This is a genomic window from Nocardia sp. NPDC050175 (genome assembly GCF_044459885.1).
Lineage (GTDB): Bacteria > Actinomycetota > Actinomycetes > Mycobacteriales > Mycobacteriaceae > Nocardia.
Map to the genome: position 1 here is coordinate 606,841 of NZ_JBITJI010000002.1, position 20,043 is coordinate 626,883.

The window sequence follows — 20,043 nt, forward strand, 5'->3', positions numbered from 1 at the left end:
GCAGTTCTCGGCGCGGCGTGTCATCTGTGGCGTGTCGCGCTCGATCCCGGTGTGTCAGCCCAGATTCTGCACGACCCAGTCGATGCTGCGGGTGAGCTGGCTGACGTCTTCGGGGTCGATGGCCGGGAACATGCCGACGCGCAACTGGTTGCGGCCCAGCTTGCGGTAGGGCTCGGTGTCGACGATTCCATTGGCGCGCAGCACCTTCGCCACCGCGGCCGCGTCGACCGAGTCGGCGAAGTCGATGGTGCCGACCACCTGCGAGCGGTGTGCCGGGTCGGCGACGTACGGCGTGGCGAATTCGCTCGACTCGGCCCAGTTGTACAGGCGCGACGAGGAATCCAGCGTCCGCTTGACCGCCCAGTCCAGGCCGCCGTTGCCGTTGAGCCACTCGATCTGGTCGACGAGCAGCAGCAGGGTGGCCAGCGCCGGGGTGTTGTAGGTCTGGTCCTTGGTGCTGTTGTCGATCGCGATCGGCAGCGAGAGGAACTCCGGGGTCCACCGGCCCGAGGTCTTGATCTCGTCGACCCTGGCCAGCGCGGCGGGGCTCATCAGCGCGACCCACAGGCCACCGTCGGCGGCGAAGCTCTTCTGCGGCGCGAAGTAGTAGACGTCGGCGTCGGCGATGTTCACCGGCAGACCGCCCGCGCCCGAGGTGGCGTCGATCGCGATCAGTGCGTTCTCCGAACCCGCCGGGCGCTGCACCGGAATCGAGACGCCGGTGGAGGTTTCGTTGTGCGCCCAGCCGATCAGGTCGACGGACGGATCCGACACCGGCTCCGGCGCGCTGCCCGGCTCGGCCGAGATCACGATCGGGTCGCCGATGAACGGGTTGCCCTTGGCCACACTGGCGAACTTCGAGCTGAACTCACCGTTGGTGAGGTGCAGCGAACGCTCCCGGATCAGGCCGAACGCGGCGGCATCCCAGAACGCGGTGGTGCCGCCGTTGCCGAGCACCACCTCGTAACCGTCCGGCAGCCCGAACAGTTCGCGTAGACCCGAGCGCACCCGGGCGACCACATCCTTCACCGGCTTCTGCCGATGACTGGTTCCGAACACCGAGGCACCGACGGTCACCAGGGACTGCAACTGCTCCGGTCGCACCTTGGAGGGGCCACAGCCGAATCGTCCGTCGGCGGGCTTGAGGTCGTCGGGAATCGTCGGGAACGCAGTGGTCATGCGAACAGGGTAAAGCGTGTCGGACCAGCCCGGTTCGTGCGGGTCGGCACCAGTGCTCGAGGCCACGGGCGCCCGCGCGGGCGCGCCACGCCGGATTCGGCACGGTCTGCTCGGGTTGCGGTGGTATTGCTGTGTCGCCGACCACACGCCAGCTAACCTTTGCGCCCATGAACATGGCGTCGGCGAACTCGGGGTGGCGATTGCTCGGACGACGGCCACGAACCTTCGGGCGGCACATCGGCGCGATTTCCGATGGCGCGCGGCGCGAGTTGCTGATGCGTGGCGCGCTGGGTTCGGCGACGATCCTCGGCGTGCGATCGAGCACCAAATCGACGGCGGGCGAACTCGAGGTGAGCGGGGCGTCGGGGCAGGTGTTCTGGGTGCGGGTACTGGTCGACGGCATACCGCCGTACGAGACCAGGGTGCGACAGCGGGTGTCCGAGGCGAATCTGGAATGGATGCAGCCCGGCGATGTGGTGTGCTGCCGCGTCGATCCGGGCGATCGGGATCGGTTGGTGCTCTACGTGCCCGATTTCGCGGAGACCGGCCGGGCCAGCATCTCGAAGATCCTCGCCGACGGCCGCCGCGCCGACGCGACGGTGCTCGCCGCGACCCCGGTCGCCGCGGACTACTCCGGTCGCGACGATCCGGTGCTGCGTCTCGACCTCGAACTGCGCGCCTGGGACGAGCCGAAGCCGTGGCTCGTCCGCCTCGTCCAGCCGGTGCCGCTGGCCGCGATCGGCCTGGTCGATCTGGGCCAGCACCTGGAGGTCGCCTTCTTCACCGTCGACCACGGCGAATCGGTCGCGGTCGACTGGGCGGCTTCGCTCGGCGAGGACTGACCCCGCACGCCTGCTGATTTCCCGCACCGAAAATCGCATGCGATTCTCGGTGCGGCTCGGCGAAAGGCGTGCGGCTCAGAGGTGTACGAAGGTAAAACCCATGTCCCGGATGGTCGGCAGGGCGGCGATCATGCCCGCGCCGGTGCCGGACTGCGGGCGGTGCATGTGCGCGAGTGAAATCGCTCCCGGCGCAGCGGCATTCATCGCGGCCTGCACCTTGGCGGCGGTCGCGGTGGCACCGTAATCGGCATTGATGCTGAAACCGACCGGGGTTTCCCCTAATTCGTTCACGATGGCGACCGCGACCTCGTCGTAGTGCGCCGTGCCCGCCCGGAAGAACCGCGGTGGCTTGCCGACCAGTCCGGTCAGTCGCTCGTGATTGGCCCAGACCTCGTCGGCCGCCTCCTGCGCCGAGCCGGTGCCGTTGATCCCGTAGGCGGCGCGCCCGTTCACCGACAGCGGCCGGTGTGCCACGCCGTGATTCGCCAGTTCGAACAGCGGGCTCATGGCGAGTTGGGCGGCCCGCCCCTGATTCGCATCGATCCAGCGCTTGTTCAAGAACAGGGTGGCCGGAATCTGGTGGGTGATCAGAAAGTTCACCAACGATTCATCTATGTCGTTGTTGCCCGGCCCGCCGCACGCGTCGAAGGTCAGCGCCATCTGCTTGCCGGTGGCCGCGAAAGTGCTGAGGATGCCCGTCATCTCGACGCCCCACTGCTTCGGCTGGTCACCGGCGTGCCTGGCGGCCACGGCGGCGGGGGAGTTGGTCGGCGCGGGCGCGGCCTTGTCGACCACCGGGGAATCGCCCGCGACCGGGTAGGGACTCGTCGAATTCGGCTCCGCGAACGCCGTATCGCTTTGTGCCGTGCCACATCCGGTGGTGGCGAAACCGGCGGCCAGCGCGGCGCCGACGCCGAACATCCGCCGTCGTGACAGCCCTCTGTCGAACATCCGTCAACCCCTCTTTCCGAAGTCAGTCACGGATGCTACGCGAGCCGAACGTCCAACTGGTGCAGGACATTCGGCTCGCGGCCATACCATTCAACTATTGCTATGCGTGCGAGATGGCTGCCCAGCCCGCGACGTCCTCCGGGCGGCGCGGCGCGGGCCCGGTGTAGATGGCCGCCGGACGCACCAGCTTGCCGAGCTGCTTCTGCTCGAGGATGTGCGCACACCAGCCGGCGGTGCGGCCACAGGTGAACATGGCGGGCATCATGTGCGCGGGCACCTCGGCGAAGTCGAGGATCACCGCCGCCCAGAACTCGACGTTGGTCTCGATCGCCCGGTCCGGGCGACGCTCGCGCAGCTCGGCCAAAGCGGCCTGCTCCAGCGCGGCGGCCACCTCGTAGCGCGGCGCGGCGAGTCGCTTGGCGGTGGCGCGCAGCACGCGGGCGCGCGGGTCCTCGGCCCGGTACACCCGGTGCCCGAAGCCCATCAGCTTTTCCTTGCGGTCCAGGATGCCCTTGACCAAACCACGGGCGTCGCCGGTCTTTTCGACCTCTTCGATCATCGGCAGCACGCGGGCGGGGGCGCCACCGTGCAGCGGGCCGGACATCGCGCCGATCGCGCCGGACAGCGAGGCCGCGACATCGGCGCCGGTCGAGGCGATCACCCGCGCGGTGAAGGTGGAGGCGTTCATGCCGTGCTCGGCGGCCGAGACCCAGTAGGCGTCGATCGCCTCGGTGTGCTTCGGGTCCGGGTCACCCTTCCAGCGGGTCATGAACCGCTCGGTGACCGTATTGCACTCGTCGATCTTCTTCTGCGGCACCGCGGGCTGGTAGATGCCGCGCGCGGACTGCGCGACGTAGGACAGCGCCATCACCGAGGCGCGGGCCAGGTTGTCGCGGGCGGTCTCGTCATCGATGTCGAGCAGCGGCTGGTAGCCCCAGATCGGGGCGAGCATGGCCAGGCCGGCCTGCACGTCGACCCGCACGTCGCCGGTGTGCACCGGCAGCGGGAAGGGCTCGGCGGGCGGCAGGCCGCGGCCGAACGCGCCGTCGACCAGCAGGGCCCAGACATCACCGAAGGTCACCCGGCCCTCGACCAGGTTCTCGATATCGACGCCGCGGTAGCGCAGCGCGCCGCCGTCCTTGTCGGGCTCGGCGATGTCGGTGGTGAAAGCCACCACGCCCTCGAGGCCACTGACGAAATCACTGGGTACGGCGGTCTGCCCGGTAGGCACCGCGGGGGTGGTAGTCATGGTGTGACTTCTCCTTGCAACTTCGGGCCGCATGATGCTCGCGTCGATCAGGGGTTGATGAGGCTCGCCGAGCACATGCCGATCACCATCACCTTAGATCCTTGCTACCGCGGAGTAACGTCTGGCCCATGCGTGACCTGGACAATTCACCCGGCGGCCAGGAGACGGCCGATATCCCGCCGAGCACCGATCTCGCGGGCATGCGCGCCGACTACGGCGGCGCCCCGTTCGGCAGCGGCGAAGACGTCGATTTGGACGAAACATGGCTGGCCGGCGGCTGGGAGCCGTTGTTGCGCCACTGGATCGAGCAGGCGACCGCGGTCGGCGTCGCGGAGCCGAACGCCATGGTTCTGGCCACCGTGTCACTGGCCGACGGCACGCCACGACCGGTCGCCAGGACGGTGCTGTGTAAAGGGCTCTCACCGGAGGGTGTGACTTTTTACACCAACTACGACTCGGCCAAGGGCGGCCAGCTCGCCGCGGTCCCGTTCGCCGCCGTCACCTTCGTCTGGCCCGCGCTCGGCAGGCAGGTGCATGTACGCGGCGCGATCGAGCGGGTCGCCGCCGAGACCACCGCGGTGTACTGGCGCTCCCGCCCGCGTGATTCGCAGCTCGGCGCGTGGGCCTCGCACCAGTCCAAGCCGATCGGGTCGCGCGCCGAGATGGACCGCCTGATGGCCGAGACCGTCGCGCGGTTCGACACCGTCGACGAGATTCCGGTGCCGCCGCACTGGGGCGGCTTCCTGCTCCGCCCGGACGAGGTGGAGTTCTGGCAGGGGCGTCGCGGCAGGCTGCACAACCGGATCCGGGTGCTCATCGACAAGGACGAGATGACGGTCCAGCGACTACAGCCCTGAGGTATTCCCGACGCGCGGGTGACAAATATCTATTCGAGTCGATCGGCGTCGACTGGTTACGCTGCCGCCGGTGAGACTGCTGGCCGACACGGCACCACTGCGACATAACGATTTCCGGCGCCTCTGGACCTCGGGCATTGTCACCGTTATCGGTGCGCAGCTGTCCATTGTCGCGGTGCCGCAGCAGATCTTCCAGATCACCGGCAGCTCGGGCTATGTCGGCTTGGCCGGCCTGTTCGGCCTGGTCCCGCTGATCGTGTTCGGCCTGTGGGGCGGCGCGCTCGCGGACGTGATGGACCGGCGCAAGCTGATGCTCATCACCAACGCGGGCACCGGGCTCACCGCAGTGGCGTTCTGGGCACAGGCCGCGTCGGGCATCGACAACGTGTGGGTGGTGCTCGGCCTGTTCGCGGTGCAGCAGGCGTTTTTCGCGGTGAACCAGCCGACGCGCAGCGCGACTATCCCGCGGCTGCTGCCGGAACACCATCTGGCCGCGGCCAATTCGCTGAGCATGACGGTGATGCAGTTCGGTGCCATCGCCGGACCGGTGCTGGCCGGCGCGCTGATCCCGGTGGTCGGGTTGTCCACGCTGTACCTGATCGACTCCATCGCCCTGCTCGCCACGATCTGGGCGGTGTGGCGACTGCCCGCGCTGCCGCCGACCGGATCCGTGCGCCGGGCCGGATTCCGCACGGTGCTGGACGGTTTCGGCTACCTGGCCACCCAGCGGATCCTGCTCGCCTCGTTCGCGGTGGACGTGATCGCCATGGTGTTCGGCATGCCGCGCGCGCTGTTCCCGCAGATCGCGCACGAGACCTTCGGCGATCCGACCACCGGCGGCGTGGCGCTCGGCCTGCTGTTCGCGTCCATGTCGGTGGGCGCGGTGCTCGGCGGGGTGTTCTCCGGCTGGATACCGCGCATTCGGCGGCAGGGCCTCGCCGTGCTCGTCTGCATCGCGCTGTGGGGCGTGGCCATGGTCGGCTTCGGCGTCGCCGTCGGATTCACCGAGCACGGGCTCGGTCTCGGCGTCGGGCTCTGGCTCGCGCTGCTCTGCTCGGCCTTCGGTGGCGCGGTGGACATGGTCTCGGCCGCGCTGCGGGTGACCATGCTGCAGCAGGTCGCCACCGACGAGATGCGCGGCAGGCTGCAGGGCGTGTTCATCGTGGTTGTCGCAGGTGGGCCGCGAATCGGTGATGTTGCCCACGGTTTTGCGGCAGCGAGTCTGGGTACCGCCGTCGCCGCGGCGGGTGGTGGCGGACTGGTGGTGATCGGCGTGGTGATCGCCGCCGTCGCATTCCCGGCATTCGTGCGATACCGGGTAGGCCGCGCACATGCGGAAATAGTGGCACCATGAGCTCGGCGAACATTCGGCAACTGTCGTGGGACGAGTTGTTCGGACCGCACTCGCCCACGAGATGATTGTGCGGAGCCGCAGGACTACCCTCCTGGTTGTCCGTGTCGGTGAACGTCTAGCGTTGAGACAAGTGCATCGTGCGCCGACCGCGACGATGCCTACGGTTCTAGCCTGAGAGGGATCCTTCCGTGCCCGCTGAGAACATCATCAACGTCGACGAAGACGCCAAGCCGGTGCTTACCTACCCCGGCGGGGAGTTCCCGATGACGGTCGCCAAGGCCGCCGAAGGCAACGACGGAATCGAGCTGGGAAAGCTCCTGGCCAGCACGGGGTACGTCACCTACGACCCGGGCTTCATGAACACCGCCCCGACCAAGTCGGCGATCACCTACATCGACGGTGAGGCGGGCATCCTCCGCTACCGCGGTTACCCGATCGACCAGCTCGCGGGCACGTCGACCTTCATCGAGGTCAGCTACCTGCTGATCTACGGCGAGCTGCCCACGCAGACCCAGCTGGACGACTTCACCGACCGGATCCGCAGGCACACGCTGCTGCACGAGGATCTGAAGCGCTTCTTCGACGGCTTCCCGCGCAACGCGCACCCGATGCCGGTGCTGTCCTCCGCGGTGAACGCGCTGTCGGCCTACTACCAGGATTCGCTGGACCCGCGCGACCCCGAGCAGGTCGAGCTGTCCACCATCCGGTTGCTGGCCAAGCTGCCGACCATCGCGGCCTACTCGTACAAGAAGTCCGTCGGCCAGCCGTTCCTCTACCCGGACAACTCGCTGAGCCTGGTGGAGAACTTCCTCCGGATGACCTTCGGGTTCCCGGCCGAGCCGTACGAGGTCGACCCCGAGGTCGCCGCGGCGCTGGACATGCTGCTCATCCTGCACGCCGACCACGAGCAGAACTGCTCCACCTCGACGGTCCGGCTCGTCGGCTCCTCCGACGCCAACCTGTTCACCTCGGTGTCCGGCGGCATCAACGCCCTGTGGGGCCCGCTACACGGCGGCGCGAACCAGGCCGTGCTGGAGATGCTCGACGGCATCAAGGCCGACGGCGGCGATGTGAAGGAATTCATCCGCAAGGTCAAGAACAAGGAAGACGGCGTGAAGCTCATGGGCTTCGGGCACCGCGTCTACCGCAACTACGACCCGCGCGCCGCGATCGCCAAGAAGCACGCCGACGCGATCCTGAACAAGCTCGGCAACGACGAGCTGTTCGACATCGCCCAGGCGCTGGAGGAGGCCGCGCTCACCGACGAGTACTTCGTCGAGCGCCGCCTGTACCCGAACGTCGACTTCTACACCGGCGTCATCTACAAGGCCATGGGCTTCCCGACCCGCATGTTCACCGTGTTGTTCGCGATGGGCCGGCTGCCGGGCTGGATCGCGCACTGGCGCGAAATGCACAGCGAGCCACTGAAGATCGGCCGCCCGCGGCAGATCTACACCGGCTACGGCGCGCGCGACTACCGCGAGATCACCAATCGTTAGTTCCACCGTTTCACCCACCATCACCTAATCGAAGGGGATACGCCGAATGACCAAGCCGGAGATCGAGTTCCAGGGCGGCCCCGCGCCTGCCGAGCTGGTGATCAAGGACATCATCGAGGGCGAAGGCAAAGAGGCCGTGCCCGGCGGCAACGTCGAGGTGCACTACGTCGGTGTGGAATTCGATTCCGGCGAAGAATTCGACTCCTCGTGGAACCGCGGCGAGTCCATCAACTTCCCGCTGCGCGGCCTGATCCAGGGCTGGCAGGACGGCATCCCCGGCATGAAGGTCGGCGGCCGCCGCCAGCTCACCATCCCGCCGGAGCTGGCCTACGGCCCGGCCGGTGCAGGCCACCCGCTCGCGGGCAAGACGTTGGTCTTCGTCATCGACCTGCTGGACGCCAAGTAATTTGCCGCGTGGCCGCGGCGTGTTCGCGGCCCCCTGGTGTCTCGTGTCCCAGCTGTCGAGACTCGCGCCTGCGGCGCATGCGCTTCGACAGCTGGGACACGAGACGGGCCGCGAACGGGTCGCTCGTAAGACTCGCTCCGTAGTGGTTGGGTTGTATGGTCCGTGTGCCAGCTCTCTGGGATACGGGCCATCGCCGTTTCTACTGCCGGACGACCTCGACCGGATCGGTCAGCGCCAGGGCGAGTGCGGACTGCTGGGCTGTGCTGCGCTGGGGGAGGGCATCGACGGCCTTGTCGGTCTGCGTGCTCAGGTTGCCGACGATGGTCTGCAGCTGAGTGATGCCGCCGGTGAGTTGACTGATGGCGCTGACCAATTGGGCCCCGCCCTGGTCGGCCAGCCGAGGCAGGTCTTCGGCCAGCTTCGCGCCCTCGTTCAATTGCGCACTGGCACTGGTCAACCGGTCGACCACGGTGTGCAGCAGGGTGCCAAGATCGGTGTTCGGGTCGACCGCGCCGCCGACCAGCGAGCCGAGGCCGGTGAGCTGAGAACCGGCCTGGCCCGAAATGCCCTGCAGGGCTTCGAGCTTCTTGATGATGTCGGCCAGCGCCGGATCACCGGCGAAGGGCAGCGCGCGCAGCGGCGGGAGGATCTGGTCGAGGCCGGAGTTAACGGTGTTCGCCGTCTGCTCCACCTGCGCGATCGTGATACCGGTCGAATCCAGCGCGGCGGCAAGCTGATTCGCCTGTGCGGTGGCGCCGTCGACGGTGGAGTTCAGCAGCGCGATGGCCGAAGTCAGTTGCGCGGAACCCTCTTTGGCGAAGTTCAGGAAGCCGAGCAGCTGGTCGGTGCCCGAGCTGAACTGCTCGGTGCCCGCGGCGGCCGCGTTCACCCCGGCCTTCAGCAACTGCGCGGTGAACTGCGCCTGCGTCATCTGGCTGCGCGCCTGCCCGACCGCGGACAGCGCGGCATCCACTCCCGCCGCGCCGACCCGATGCGTCACCTCGGTGACCGCGCCGTTCACCAGGCCGGTATCCGCGCCCTTGTGCGTGTCCACGGTGACCTTGGCCCGGCGCGGCTGCGCACCGGCCAAGGTGCCCATGGATTCGGTGAGGTCGGCGGGCAGCGTGATCACCGCGGCGTAGTCGTCGGTGCTCGCCTCGCCCGGCTTGGCCGCGGTCCACTCGTACCCACCCGCATCCTGCAACGCCTTGATCACCTTCGCCCCCGTCGGCCCGGTATCGGCGTTGACCAGGGCAATACCGGTGGGGCCGCTGTCCGATCGGCTACACGCGCTGAGCCCGGCGCCGAGCGCGCCAGCACTGACAAGAGCAACGGCGAGAAGACCCCAGCGGGCGCGTTTTCCGATCACAAGCCTGACCATAGAACCCTCACATAACCCACCCACTGGCGTTTCCATGAGAGTTCACTAAGGACCCTCGCGCACGTTTTCGCCCCTCGCGCACGAATTCGCTAGCGATTTCGTGCGCGGCCCGAGGAGATGTGCGCCGCGCACGAAAACGTACGCGGCGGGGTGATCGGAGTGCCGCGCACAACTCCGCGGGCTGCGCACGGACTTGCCGGCTGTTTCGTGCGCGGGGCGAGGAGATGTGCGCGGCGGTTAGGGGGCGGGGAGGTCTAGGACGAGGCGGATGCCGCCCAGTGTGCCGTCGTCGAAATAGGCTCGGCCGCCGTGCAATTGGGCCTGCTGGGCGACCAGGGCGAGGCCGAGGCCCGAGCCGCCCTTGCTTGCCTGGCTGCCGCGGAAGAAGCGGTCGAATACGGCCTGTCGCTCGTGCGGCGGGATGCCGCGACCGTTGTCGTCGATGCTGATCACGATGTGCCCGCTCGGTGCTCGGTGCGCGGACACCAGGGCCTCGGTGGCGCGGCCGTGCTTGACCGAGTTGGCCAGCGCGTTGTCCACCGCGAGGCGCAGTCCGGCGGGCAGGCCGCGGGTGACCAGCTCGGTATCGCTGTCGATGCGGACCTTCAACCCGGGGAAGTGCCGCATGGCGTCGTGCGCGGCCTGGTCGCACAGGTCGCCGACATCGGTGGCGACATGGTCGCGCTCGTTGGTGAGGTCGCCGGTGGCGAGTCGCTCCAGCGCGGCGAGGGTGGTTTCCACCCGGCCCTGGCTGCGTTGCAGGTCGGCGAGGATCTCCGCGCGCTGCGCCTCGTCCAGGTCGAGGGTGCGCAGTACCTCCAGATCGGTGCGCATTGCGGTGAGCGGCGTGCGCAGCTCGTGCGCGGACACGGCGGCGAAATCGCGCGCGGTCTCCAGCGCAGCGGCCGTCGCCGACTGCGCCTCGTCCACCCGCTGCAGCATCGTATTCACCGCGTCCGCAAGCTTTTCCGCCTCGCGCACGCCCGACCCGTCCACCGGTGTCTGCGGGTTCCGCGGATCGGGCAGGCCGCTGCGCGCGCCGACCTGACGGGTGAGCCGCACGATCGGACGCACCGCGCGCCCGGCCAGCAGCCAGCCCAGCGCCGCGGCGGCCGCGATGGCGAACAGGGCGCCGCCGAGCACCCAGCGTTGCTGCTCGGCGGTCGCCGCGGCCGACGAGGCGGCGGGCAGACCCATCGAAACCACCCGGCCCCCAGGCTGATGCTCGGACGTCGAGAGGATGCGGTAGGGCGTGCCGCCGACCGGGACGGTCCGGGAACCCGGTGCCAGATCGGGCAATTGGGTCGGGGTGCTCGCGATGACATTGCCGTCGTCGCGAACGGTGACGGCGATGTCGTTGTCCAGCCCTGGCACCAGGCTGATGAACCGGACCACGATGACCGGCTCGATCAGCACGATGCGCGAGGCGACCTTGAGCTGCTGATCGGATTGCCGCACATTGTTGCGCTCGATCGCGTGGATGCTGATCACGCTGATCACCGAGACGATCACCACCGCACCGGCGGCAGCGGCGCCCGCGACCCGGGTCCGTAGCGAAAAGGCCGGACGCCGACGGGTTTTCGGCGCGGTGACCGAGGTCATTTGGGCATCCGCAAGACGAACCCGACCCCGCGGATCGTGTGCAGCAACCGGGGCGCGCCATCCACCTCCAGCTTGCGCCGCAGATAGCCGACGAAAACATCGACCACATTGGTGTCGGCCGCGAAGTCGTAGCCCCACACCAGTTCCAGCAGCCGCTCCCGGCTCAGCACCACCCCGACATTGCGCGCCAGCGTGGACAGCAGCTCGAATTCCCTTTTGGTGAGCTCGATTTCGGTGCCGTTCAGCAGCGCGCGATAGCCCGCCACATCGACCTCCAGCGGGCCGACGGTGATCGCGCCCGGTGTGGTCGGCGACTGGGTATCGGTGCGCCTGCGCAGCAGCGCCTTGATCCGCGCGACGAGTTCGGCCAGCACGAACGGCTTGACCAGATAGTCGTCGGCCCCCGATTCCAGCCCCGAGATCCGGTCGTCCACCGACGCCCGCGCGCTGAGCACACAGATCGGCACCTCGTTGCCCATCGCGCGCAACGCGGTCACCACCCCGGCGCCATCGAGCACCGGCATGTTCATATCGAGCACGATCGCGTCCGGCGCGTGCTCGTTCACACTGCGCAGCGCCTGCCCACCATCCCTGGCCACCAGCACGTGGAAGCCGGAAAGCCGCAGCCCACGCTCGACCGACGCGAGCACGTCCTCGTCGTCATCGACGACGAGGACGGTCGGAGTCGTAGGTGTCACGTCAATCATTCTGCCGTCACCGAACGGTCCAGCCGGTCAGGTAGGGCACGCCCGCCTGTCAGTAGTTGTGGCAAGAATCGGCGACGGCTTGGATGGTGCCGCTCAGTTGGGCGAAGCGCGGGTCGTTCTGGGCCTGCTGGGCCGCGTCCGGGTTCGCGTCGATGGCCCGCTGCAGTTCCGCGCGGCGCTGCTCGACCGGCTGGTCGAACTTGCGCTGCAGTTCGGCCTTCTGCGACGGGTTGTCATCGAGCATCTTGGCGAGCTGCGGCGCCTTCGCGTGCAGCGCGGCGTCGACCTGGGCGAACGTACAGTCCGAGTTCAGCAGCGGACCGGCGAGCTCCATCGGACCGGCCGACGCGATCGCCGGGCTGAGCAACACGGCAACGGTGGCCAGCCCGCCCGCGGCGAGTGCGGCGACGGCGGGACGGCCAACAGAACGCTTCATGGGTGTGACTCCAGTTCGTCGAGGGGTTCGTACCTAGCGCCCTCGACGCTAGGCGGCCGCACTGGCACCTGTGTGAACGTTCCCTAAGGAAACTCTGAGCACGCGCCAATCCCTAAGCGGGACGAACGATTTCGCGAGGAAGGTCAGGCGGGTGAGCCCACATCCGGTGTCGCCACCGGGTCCTCGGTAACCGATGTGGCGCGGTTCGCGGCGTGAATCTGCTCCTCCAGCGCCTCGAGCACCGCCGGATCCTCGATCGTCGACGGAACCTCGTACGGCTCACCGGAGGTGATCTGCCGAATCGTCTTCCGCAGGATCTTGCCCGACCTGGTCTTCGGCAGCGCGGTGACGATGACGGCGTCGTGCAGCGTGGCGATCGCGCCGATCTGCGAGCGCACCCGCTCGATCAGTTCGTCGCGCAGCTGCGCCGGGTCGACCTCGACGCCCGACTTGAGCACCACATACGCCAGCGGCCGGTGCCCCTTGAGCTCGTCGGGCAGGCCGATCACCGCGCACTCGGCGATCGCCTGGTGGCCCGAGATGGCCGCCTCGATGCTGCCCGCCGACAAGCGGTGCCCGGCCATATTGATCACATCGTCGCTGCGGCCGAGGACGTAGAGGTAGCCGTCTTCGTCGAAGTAACCGGAGTCGCCGGTGAGGTAGTGGCCGGGGTAGGCGGACAGGTACGAACGCTTGTAGCGCTCGTCGTCGTTCCACAGTCCGGTGAGCGTGCCGGGCGGCAGCGGCAGCCCGATCACGATGTTGCCCTCGATATTCGGCGCCACCGGGTTGCCCTCGGAGTCGAGCACCCGAAGCCGGTAACCGGGCACCGGCACCGACGCCGAACCCGCCTTGATCGGAAGTTGTTGCAGACCAAGAGGATTCGCGCAGATCGGCCAGCCGGTCTCGGTCTGCCACCAGTGGTCGACCACCGGGCAGTCCGTGCGATCGGCGAGCAGGATCTCGTCGGCCCAGGCGTAGGTCGCCGGATCTAGTCGTTCGCCCGCGCAGAAGAGCGCGCGCAGCGACGACAGGTCGTGGCCGTGCGCCAGCTCGGCCTCCGGATCGGCCTTGCGGATCGCTCGCAGCGCGGTCGGCGCGGTGAACAGTACGCGAACATTGTGTTCGGCCACCACCCGCCAATAGGCGCCCGCGTCGGGTGTGCCGATCGGCTTGCCTTCGTACAGCAGCGTGGTCGCGCCGACCAGCAGCGGCGCGTAGACGATGTAGGAGTGCCCGACGACCCAGCCGACATCGGAGGCCGTCCACATCACCTGGCCGGGGCCGATGTCGTAGATATTGCGCATGGACCAGGCGAGGGCAACCGCGTGTCCGCCGTTGTCCCGTACTACCCCTTTGGGTTTCCCGGTGGTGCCCGAGGTGTAGAGGATGTAGAGCGGATCGGTCGCGGCGACCGGGACCGGCTCGGCCGGTGGCGCATCGCGGACAGCGTCGTCCCAATCAAGCCATTGGGCCGCGATGGTCTGTGCGGAACTCGGCAGTGATTCGGTCGCGGCCTGCGGCGCGGAGAAGTGAATCGTCGGGAACTGCGGGCGCTGCTTCACGATCACCGTGCGCGGCGCGGTGGTCTCGGCGAGGTCCAAGGCTTGCAACACAATCGGCGGATATTCGAGCTGTTTGCCCGGTTCCAGGCCGCCCGACGCTGTGATGATCAACACGGGTTCGGCGTCGTCGATGCGCGCCGCGAGCTCGGGTGCGGCGAAGCCGCCGAACACCACCGAGTGCACCGCGCCGATTCGCGCGCAGGCCAACATGGCGATGACGGCTTCGGGGATCATCGGCAGGTAGATGATGACGCGGTCGCCCGCGACGACCCCGAGCCTGCTCATCGCACCTGCGAATGTGGCTACCTTTTCGAGCAATTCGGCGTAGGTGAAAACGCCTCTGGTGCCGGTCATAGCGGAGTCGTATATTAAGGCGGGCTGATCAGCTAAGCCCCCCTCCGCCGCAGCGCCGCCGTGCACATGCCGGTCGAGGGCGTTGAAGGAGGTGTTGAGGCGAGCGTCGGTGAACCACCTGGCCACCGGACGTGCTGCCGGGTCGAGGATCTGGGTTGGTGGCACCACCCAGTCGATCGCTTCAGCCGCCCCGGCCCAGAACTCGGCGGGGTCGACCAAGCTGGTCTGATAGACCGGTCGGTACTCGTGCCGCACGTTCAAACCCGTGACTCCCTAGCCTCGCCTCGATGCCCGCCTCGATAGATCTGGTTGATTGTGGCAGACTTCACGCGACGCCCGGGTGGGTGTTGTGACCTTTGGTTTTGCCTGGAACGGCCAGGTCAAGGATCGCATGCTTACTCGGAGTCACCCAAGAAGTTATTGATCCGTTAGAATCTGATGTCACTTATTTGGGCCGTCGTAGACGCAATTTCTCGGCCAGCCGCAGTTCTCGGCCAGCTCCGCCTGTCGAGCCAGTATGCGTGTGGAGGTTCGCTGATGGCGCGTGGTTGGGGCCAGTTTGGAAAGTGAGTGGGAGATGCGTGAGGCCGCTAGGTCCGGCAGAAGGCGCTGGGCGCTCGGCAACTGGGACCTGCGCTGGAAGGTGACGGCAGTTCTCGCCGTCCCCCTGGCAGTCGCGGTAGGCCTTGGCGTGTCCAGGATTTCATCGGAGTTCACCAACTCGGGTCGGCTCGCCGACGTCGCGGAGAACGTCCAGGCGATCCCCGCCGTCACCGCGCTCAGCGCGCAGACGGCGACGGTGGTCGGCTCGCAGATGATCGCTGTCGCGGACAACGTGTCCGTGGTGACCGATCAGAACCTCGCCGATCTCGACAAGGCGATTGCCAACGCGGACAAGGCCGCCGACAAGCTCAGCGGTGTGTCCGGTGCCCGCGCGGCGTTGGACAGCATGCTCACCCAGGCGAAAGCCGTGCGTCAGCAAGGCAAGGCCGTCAGCACCGGGCGGACCGAGGACGCCATCGCGCTGATCGACCGGGTGCGTAACGACAGTGTGCGGATCGTCGAGACGACGGTCGGCCAGGTCAGCGACACCGCGGTCGACACGGCCAAGTTGCGCCTCGTCGATTCGCTCAACACCCGTGCCACGCTGGTCGGCGAGGTCGCCGCCTTCCCCGCCGTGTTGAAAGATCCCAAAACGGGCACCGCAGGCTTCCTCACCGCGGCCAACACCGAGCGCTCGCTGCTCGGCGTACTGGCACACCGGTTCTCCGACGGCGACACCTCGATCGCCGATCTGCGCGCCGGCATCGATACCCGGGTATCGCTGCTCGGCGGCACCGAGGCGCAGGCCGGGAAGATTCCGGTCGGCGATCTGAAGAAATCGCTGACCGACAGCCTCGCGGTGTACGAGCTCGTGGTGAGCAAGGCGACCAAGGACATCGACGGCGCGATGAACTCGCTGGTGTCCACCGCCCAGCGGGACGCGTGGACCTACACCGCGGTCGTCGTCGCGACCATCCTCGCCGCGCTGCTGCTCGCCGTGTTCGTCGCACGCTCGATGATCGTGCCGCTGCACCGGTTGCGCCTCGCGGCGCTGCGGGTCGCGGAAAGCGATCTGCCGCACGAGGTGGCCCAGCTCCGTACCGGTGCCTCGCCGGAAGAGGTTCCGCTCGAGCCGATGCCGGTGCGCAGCACCGAGGAGATCGGCCAGCTGGCCCGCGCCGTCGACGACATCCACGGCCAGGCGCTGCGGCTCGCCAGCGACCAGGCGCAGATGCGTTCTCAGGTCAACGACATGTTCGAGACGCTGGCCCGGCGATCCAAGTCGCTGGTCGACCATCAGCTCAGCCTGATCGAGGCGATGGAGTACGACGAGAAGGATCCACGTCTGCTGGAAAACCTTTTCCGGCTGGACCATCTCGCCGCCCGTATGCGTCGAAACGGCGACAACCTGCTCATCCTCGCCGGCACCAGGCAGCGCCGCGCCAAGTCCGCCCCGGTCGAGATCGCCGACGTGCTGCGCGCCGCGATCTCCGAGGTCGAGGACTACGAGCGAGTGAAACTGGGTGCCACACCGCGTGGTTCGCTGGTCGAGCCCGCCGCCTCCGACATGGCGCACCTGTTCGCCGAGCTGTTGGACAACGCGCTGCGCGCCTCCCCGCCGGAGACCGACGTGAAGTTCACCTTCGCACAGGCGCACGACCAGGGCATGCTCATCGAGGTGGCCGACCGGGGTATCGGTATGCCGCCGTCGGAGATGGCCGATATCAACCGGCGGTTGGAACAGACCGCCGAGCCGGGGCCCGATACCGCCCGGCACATGGGTCTTTTCGTGGTCGGCAGGCTGGCCGAGCGGCACGGTCTCACCGTGCGACTTCGGCCGACCTTCGACACCGCCCGCGATCCCGGTGTCACGGTGACCGTGCACGTCCCCGGCGGCCTGATCGTCGCGGGCAAGCCGATCACGGCGCAGCCCGTCACGCCGTCTCCGCAGGCCCCCGAGCGGCCGCGGCCGTCTGGCCCGTCGTCGATGCAGATGCGGTCGGTCACCCGTACCCCTGGTGGCAATGTCATGGTGACCGTCGATCCCGGTGTCAGCGGACCGATCCCGGTCAGTAATCCGAATGCCTCGTCCAGCGGGCCGATTCCGGCCGGTGGTGGCCTGCCGCAGCGGCAGCCGGGCAATTCGATGGCGTCCGGGCTGAACGCGCAGCAGTCGGGTCCGACGCTGCGACCCGCGCCGGGTCAGCAGTCCAGCGGACCGCAGCGCGGCAAGCTCGCCGCCGCGAACCTACCCAAGCGCAATCTCAATCCGGGCGGTCCGCCGCCACGCCAGCCGGGTGGTCCGGCCGAGCCGACCGTGACGGGTCTGCCGCCGCGGGACGCGAATTCGGGCGAACTGCCGAAGCGTCAGCCCGGTAGCAACGGCGTGCCGCAGCCGAGTATCAGTGGGCTCGCACAGCCGCCGAGCGGTCTGCCGCAGCGTCAGCGTGGCGAGAACGGGCTCCCGCAACGGGATTCCGCGCCCGGCGTGCTGCCGCAGCGGGACCCGAGCGCGGGTGGACTGCCGCAGCGCGACAGCGGTTCCGGTGGTCTGCCGCCGCGGCAGACCGGCCCCAATGGTCTGCCGCAGCGTGAAGGCTTGCCGCAGCGTGACCCGAATGCCGGTGGCCTGCCGCAACGCGAGCCGAGTGCCGGTGAGCTGCCGCAACGCGAGTCCGCCTCCGGTGGCTTGCCGCAACGGGAGCCGACTGCCGGTGGTCTGCCGCAACGCGATTCGACGGCGGGTGGTCTGCCGCGACGTCAGCGTGGCGAGAACGGGCTGCCGCAGCGCGAGTCCGCGTCCGGTGGTCTGCCGCAGCGTGATCCGAGCGCGGGTGGCTTGCCGCAGCGCGATTCGAGTCTGCCGCAGCGTGATCCGAGCGCGGGTGGTCTGCCGCAGCGGGAGTCCGCGTCCGGTGGTCTGCCGCAACGGGACTCCGCGCCCGGCGTGCTGCCGCAACGCGATCCGAGTGTCGGTGGTCTGCCCCAGCGTGATCCGAGCGCGGGTGGCTTGCCGCAGCGCGATTCGAGTCTGCCGCAGCGTGATCCGAGCGCCGGTGGCCTGCCCCAGCGGCACGCCGCGGCGGCGAACCTGCCGCAGCGGGACGCGACGCCCACCGGGCTGCCGCAGCGCCAGCCGGGCACCCAGGTGCCGCCGAACCTGCCGCAGCGCGAGCCGGGTGACGGCCTGCCGCAGCGGGCCGCATCGCCGGGTCTTGGTCTGTCGCAACGTGGTCGGGGTACGCTGCCCGGCAACGACGAACAGCCGAAGGACGCGGAGGCCGCAGGAGGCGATCCAGGCAGGCACAGTTACCGGGCCAACCCGACCAGGACGGCGTCGTTCTTCCAGACCAGGCTCCAGCCCGCCGTCGAAACCGGTGATTCCGTGATGGGCGGGACACCAATTTTCGCGGAAATGATGTCGGCATGGCTGTCAGACCCGAATATGGACAGGTCCACCGTGGCCGCCTCCTTCGAATCACCGGGTGATGAAGGTTGGCAGGCGGCCCGCGCGGCCAGCGAGGCACAATCCGAAACAAGGACGGCGGCCGGGTTGCCGCAACGCAATCCGGGCGGAAGGCTGGTCCCGGGCGCCGTCAACGGTGCGGTGGAACGAGCACCGAGCCGCGATCCAGAAACGATCAGGTCCAGCTTGAGCCGCCATCAGCAGGGCGTCCGGGATGGCCGCGCAATGAGAGCAATGAACTTAACCGGAGATAAAGGAGACCGATGAACCCCGATCTAGGTGGTACGAATCGTCAGCTGGATTGGCTGGTTTCGAACTTCGCCAACGAGGTTCCTGGCGTAGCCCATGCCGTCCTGGTCTCGGCTGACGGCCTACTCATGGCCGCGAGTGCTCAGCTGCCCGTCGACCGTGCCGAGCAGCTCTCGGCCGTCACCGCCGGACTGGCCAGCCTCTCGGTCGGTGTCTCGAACCTGTTCGAGGGCGGCACCGTGCTGCAGTCCGTCGTCGAGATGGAGCACGGCTACCTGCTACTCATGGCTGTCGGCGACGGCTCGTACCTTGCCGTGTTGACCAATACGTCGTGCGACATCGGTCAGGTCGGCTACGAGATGGCGTTGTTGGTCGAGCGGGTTGGCCAGACAGTGCAGGCCACGCCACGTGTCACGATGGGTTCCTGATGGTGGGATGGACATAGAAGATCACCGCTTGGGGAGCGCCGAGCCCAGTCTCGTTCGCCCATACTCGTTGACCGCAGGCCGAACGAGGCCCGCGGTCGAGTTGGCGTTGGAGGCACTCGTCGCATCGCATCCGGTCGCCCTGGAGCGGCAGTTCGAACTGACCAACATCGAGACGTCAATCGTGGAGTTGTGCAGAGAATCGCCGTCCGTCGCTGAGGTAGCAGCCCGATTGGGTATCCCCATCGGGGTGGCTCGCGTGCTGGTTGCCGACCTGATCGAGGCCGGGCATGTACGCGTTTCGGCGACTTTGAAAGACGATTCCAGCGACGATGAACGTCGCGAGCTGATCGAAAGGGTTCTCAGTGGACTCCGGCGTATTTGATTCGACGGCGCAGGTCGACACCCGCACCAGCAAGCCAACGTCGGCGAAGATCGTTGTCGCGGGTGGCTTCGGTGTCGGTAAGACCACGATGGTCGGTGCTGTCTCGGAGATCGTTCCGCTGCGCACCGAGGCATTGGTAACCAATGCCAGTACCGGAATCGACAATTTGACGGGCATTCCGATGAAGTCGACCACCACCGTGGCGATGGACTTCGGCCGGATCAGCCTCGCCGACGATCTGGTGCTGTACCTCTTCGGTACGCCGGGCCAGTACCGATTCTGGTTCATGTGGGACGACCTGATCCGCGGCGCCATCGGCGCCGTGGTGCTCGTCGACACCCGCAGGCTCGAGGACAGCTTCGCGGCCGTCGACTACTTCGAAGCGCGCGGCCTGCCATTCCTGGTGGCGCTCAACGAATTCGACGACGCGCCGCGATACCCGATCGAGGACATCCGGCAGGCCCTCGCGGTGCCTGCGGACGTGCCGATCCTGTCCATCGATGCCCGGCGTCGCGAGCCGGCCAAGCAGGCCTTGGTCGCGCTCACCGAGTACGCGCTGCGCAAGGTGATGCAAGGCTACTGAGTGCGCGCGC

The 20,043-nt window shown here is 68.0% G+C and carries 17 protein-coding genes; 9 read left to right on the forward strand and 8 right to left on the reverse strand.

Annotation, left to right across the window (positions count from 1 at the left end):
- Window positions 1–54 precede the first annotated feature (54 nt).
- Entirely contained in the window at window positions 55–1,179 is a 1,125-nt protein-coding gene (gene serC / locus ACIBK2_RS08415; RefSeq protein WP_396965033.1) for a phosphoserine transaminase, read from the reverse strand.
- Between the two features lie 167 nt (window positions 1,180–1,346).
- Between serC and ACIBK2_RS08420 the strand changes: the two genes are divergently transcribed.
- Window positions 1,347–2,021, forward strand: a complete 675-nt coding sequence (locus ACIBK2_RS08420; RefSeq protein WP_396965035.1) for a hypothetical protein — start codon at window positions 1,347–1,349, stop codon at window positions 2,019–2,021.
- Window positions 2,022–2,096: 75 nt separating this feature from the next.
- Here ACIBK2_RS08420 and ACIBK2_RS08425 read toward each other — a convergent pair whose 3' ends face one another.
- Together ACIBK2_RS08425 and ACIBK2_RS08430 are read right to left on the reverse strand one after the other, a co-directional pair.
- Complete coding sequence (locus ACIBK2_RS08425; RefSeq protein ID WP_396965037.1) at window positions 2,097–2,972, reverse strand: polysaccharide deacetylase family protein; 876 nt, start codon at window positions 2,970–2,972, stop codon at window positions 2,097–2,099.
- Between the two features lie 100 nt (window positions 2,973–3,072).
- Window positions 3,073–4,221: a citrate synthase 2 gene (locus ACIBK2_RS08430; RefSeq protein ID WP_396965039.1), complete on the reverse strand. Its 1,149-nt coding sequence runs from the start codon at window positions 4,219–4,221 to the stop codon at window positions 3,073–3,075.
- A gap of 128 nt (window positions 4,222–4,349) precedes the next feature.
- Here ACIBK2_RS08430 and pdxH point away from each other — a divergent pair, with 128 nt between their 5' ends.
- The 4 genes from pdxH (at window position 4,350) to ACIBK2_RS08450 (ending at window position 8,337) form a co-directional block, all read left to right on the forward strand.
- Window positions 4,350–5,078 carry a pyridoxamine 5'-phosphate oxidase gene (pdxH, locus tag ACIBK2_RS08435; protein ID WP_396965041.1) on the forward strand — a complete coding sequence of 243 codons (729 nt, stop codon included), beginning with the start codon at window positions 4,350–4,352 and terminating at the stop codon, window positions 5,076–5,078.
- Window positions 5,079–5,148: 70 nt separating this feature from the next.
- Window positions 5,149–6,432, forward strand: a complete 1,284-nt coding sequence (locus tag ACIBK2_RS08440) for an MFS transporter (RefSeq protein WP_396965043.1) — start codon at window positions 5,149–5,151, stop codon at window positions 6,430–6,432.
- Window positions 6,433–6,620: 188 nt separating this feature from the next.
- The gene (locus tag ACIBK2_RS08445; RefSeq protein WP_379282228.1) at window positions 6,621–7,931 is read left to right on the forward strand and encodes a citrate synthase; all 1,311 of its coding nucleotides are present in this window, start codon (window positions 6,621–6,623) and stop codon (window positions 7,929–7,931) included.
- 46 nt (window positions 7,932–7,977) lie between these two features.
- Window positions 7,978–8,337, forward strand: a complete 360-nt coding sequence (locus ACIBK2_RS08450) for an FKBP-type peptidyl-prolyl cis-trans isomerase (RefSeq protein ID WP_396965045.1) — start codon at window positions 7,978–7,980, stop codon at window positions 8,335–8,337.
- A gap of 199 nt (window positions 8,338–8,536) precedes the next feature.
- Here ACIBK2_RS08450 and ACIBK2_RS08455 read toward each other — a convergent pair whose 3' ends face one another.
- The 5 genes from ACIBK2_RS08455 to ACIBK2_RS08475 form a co-directional block, all read right to left on the reverse strand.
- Window positions 8,537–9,706, reverse strand: a complete 1,170-nt coding sequence (locus ACIBK2_RS08455; protein ID WP_396965047.1) for a hypothetical protein — start codon at window positions 9,704–9,706, stop codon at window positions 8,537–8,539.
- 249 nt (window positions 9,707–9,955) lie between these two features.
- Entirely contained in the window at window positions 9,956–11,320 is a 1,365-nt protein-coding gene (locus ACIBK2_RS08460) for a sensor histidine kinase (RefSeq protein ID WP_396965049.1), read from the reverse strand.
- On the reverse strand, window positions 11,317–12,027 hold the full coding sequence (locus tag ACIBK2_RS08465; RefSeq protein WP_396965051.1) for a response regulator transcription factor: 711 nt from the start codon (window positions 12,025–12,027) through the stop codon (window positions 11,317–11,319). The genes ACIBK2_RS08460 and ACIBK2_RS08465 overlap by 4 nt, the downstream gene beginning before the upstream one ends.
- Before the next feature lie 49 nt (window positions 12,028–12,076).
- The gene (locus ACIBK2_RS08470) at window positions 12,077–12,463 is read right to left on the reverse strand and encodes a hemophore-related protein (RefSeq protein ID WP_396965053.1); all 387 of its coding nucleotides are present in this window, start codon (window positions 12,461–12,463) and stop codon (window positions 12,077–12,079) included.
- A gap of 143 nt (window positions 12,464–12,606) precedes the next feature.
- Window positions 12,607–14,643, reverse strand: coding sequence for an AMP-binding protein (locus ACIBK2_RS08475; RefSeq protein ID WP_396965055.1), 2,037 nt, complete (start codon window positions 14,641–14,643; stop codon window positions 12,607–12,609).
- A 316-nt stretch (window positions 14,644–14,959) separates the two neighbouring features.
- Here ACIBK2_RS08475 and ACIBK2_RS08480 point away from each other — a divergent pair, with 316 nt between their 5' ends.
- Genes ACIBK2_RS08480 through ACIBK2_RS08495 form a run of 4 tightly spaced genes read left to right on the forward strand, consistent with a single transcriptional unit; the run spans window position 14,960 to window position 20,033 of the window.
- Window positions 14,960–18,658: an ATP-binding protein gene (locus tag ACIBK2_RS08480; RefSeq protein WP_396965057.1), complete on the forward strand. Its 3,699-nt coding sequence runs from the start codon at window positions 14,960–14,962 to the stop codon at window positions 18,656–18,658.
- On the forward strand, window positions 18,655–19,068 hold the full coding sequence (locus ACIBK2_RS08485) for a roadblock/LC7 domain-containing protein (RefSeq protein WP_011207200.1): 414 nt from the start codon (window positions 18,655–18,657) through the stop codon (window positions 19,066–19,068). The genes ACIBK2_RS08480 and ACIBK2_RS08485 overlap by 4 nt, the downstream gene beginning before the upstream one ends.
- A gap of 7 nt (window positions 19,069–19,075) precedes the next feature.
- Window positions 19,076–19,450: a DUF742 domain-containing protein gene (locus ACIBK2_RS08490; RefSeq protein WP_040731099.1), complete on the forward strand. Its 375-nt coding sequence runs from the start codon at window positions 19,076–19,078 to the stop codon at window positions 19,448–19,450.
- Complete coding sequence (locus tag ACIBK2_RS08495) at window positions 19,431–20,033, forward strand: ATP/GTP-binding protein (protein ID WP_014981574.1); 603 nt, start codon at window positions 19,431–19,433, stop codon at window positions 20,031–20,033. The genes ACIBK2_RS08490 and ACIBK2_RS08495 overlap by 20 nt, the downstream gene beginning before the upstream one ends.
- The last annotated feature ends 10 nt before the right edge of the window (window positions 20,034–20,043 follow it).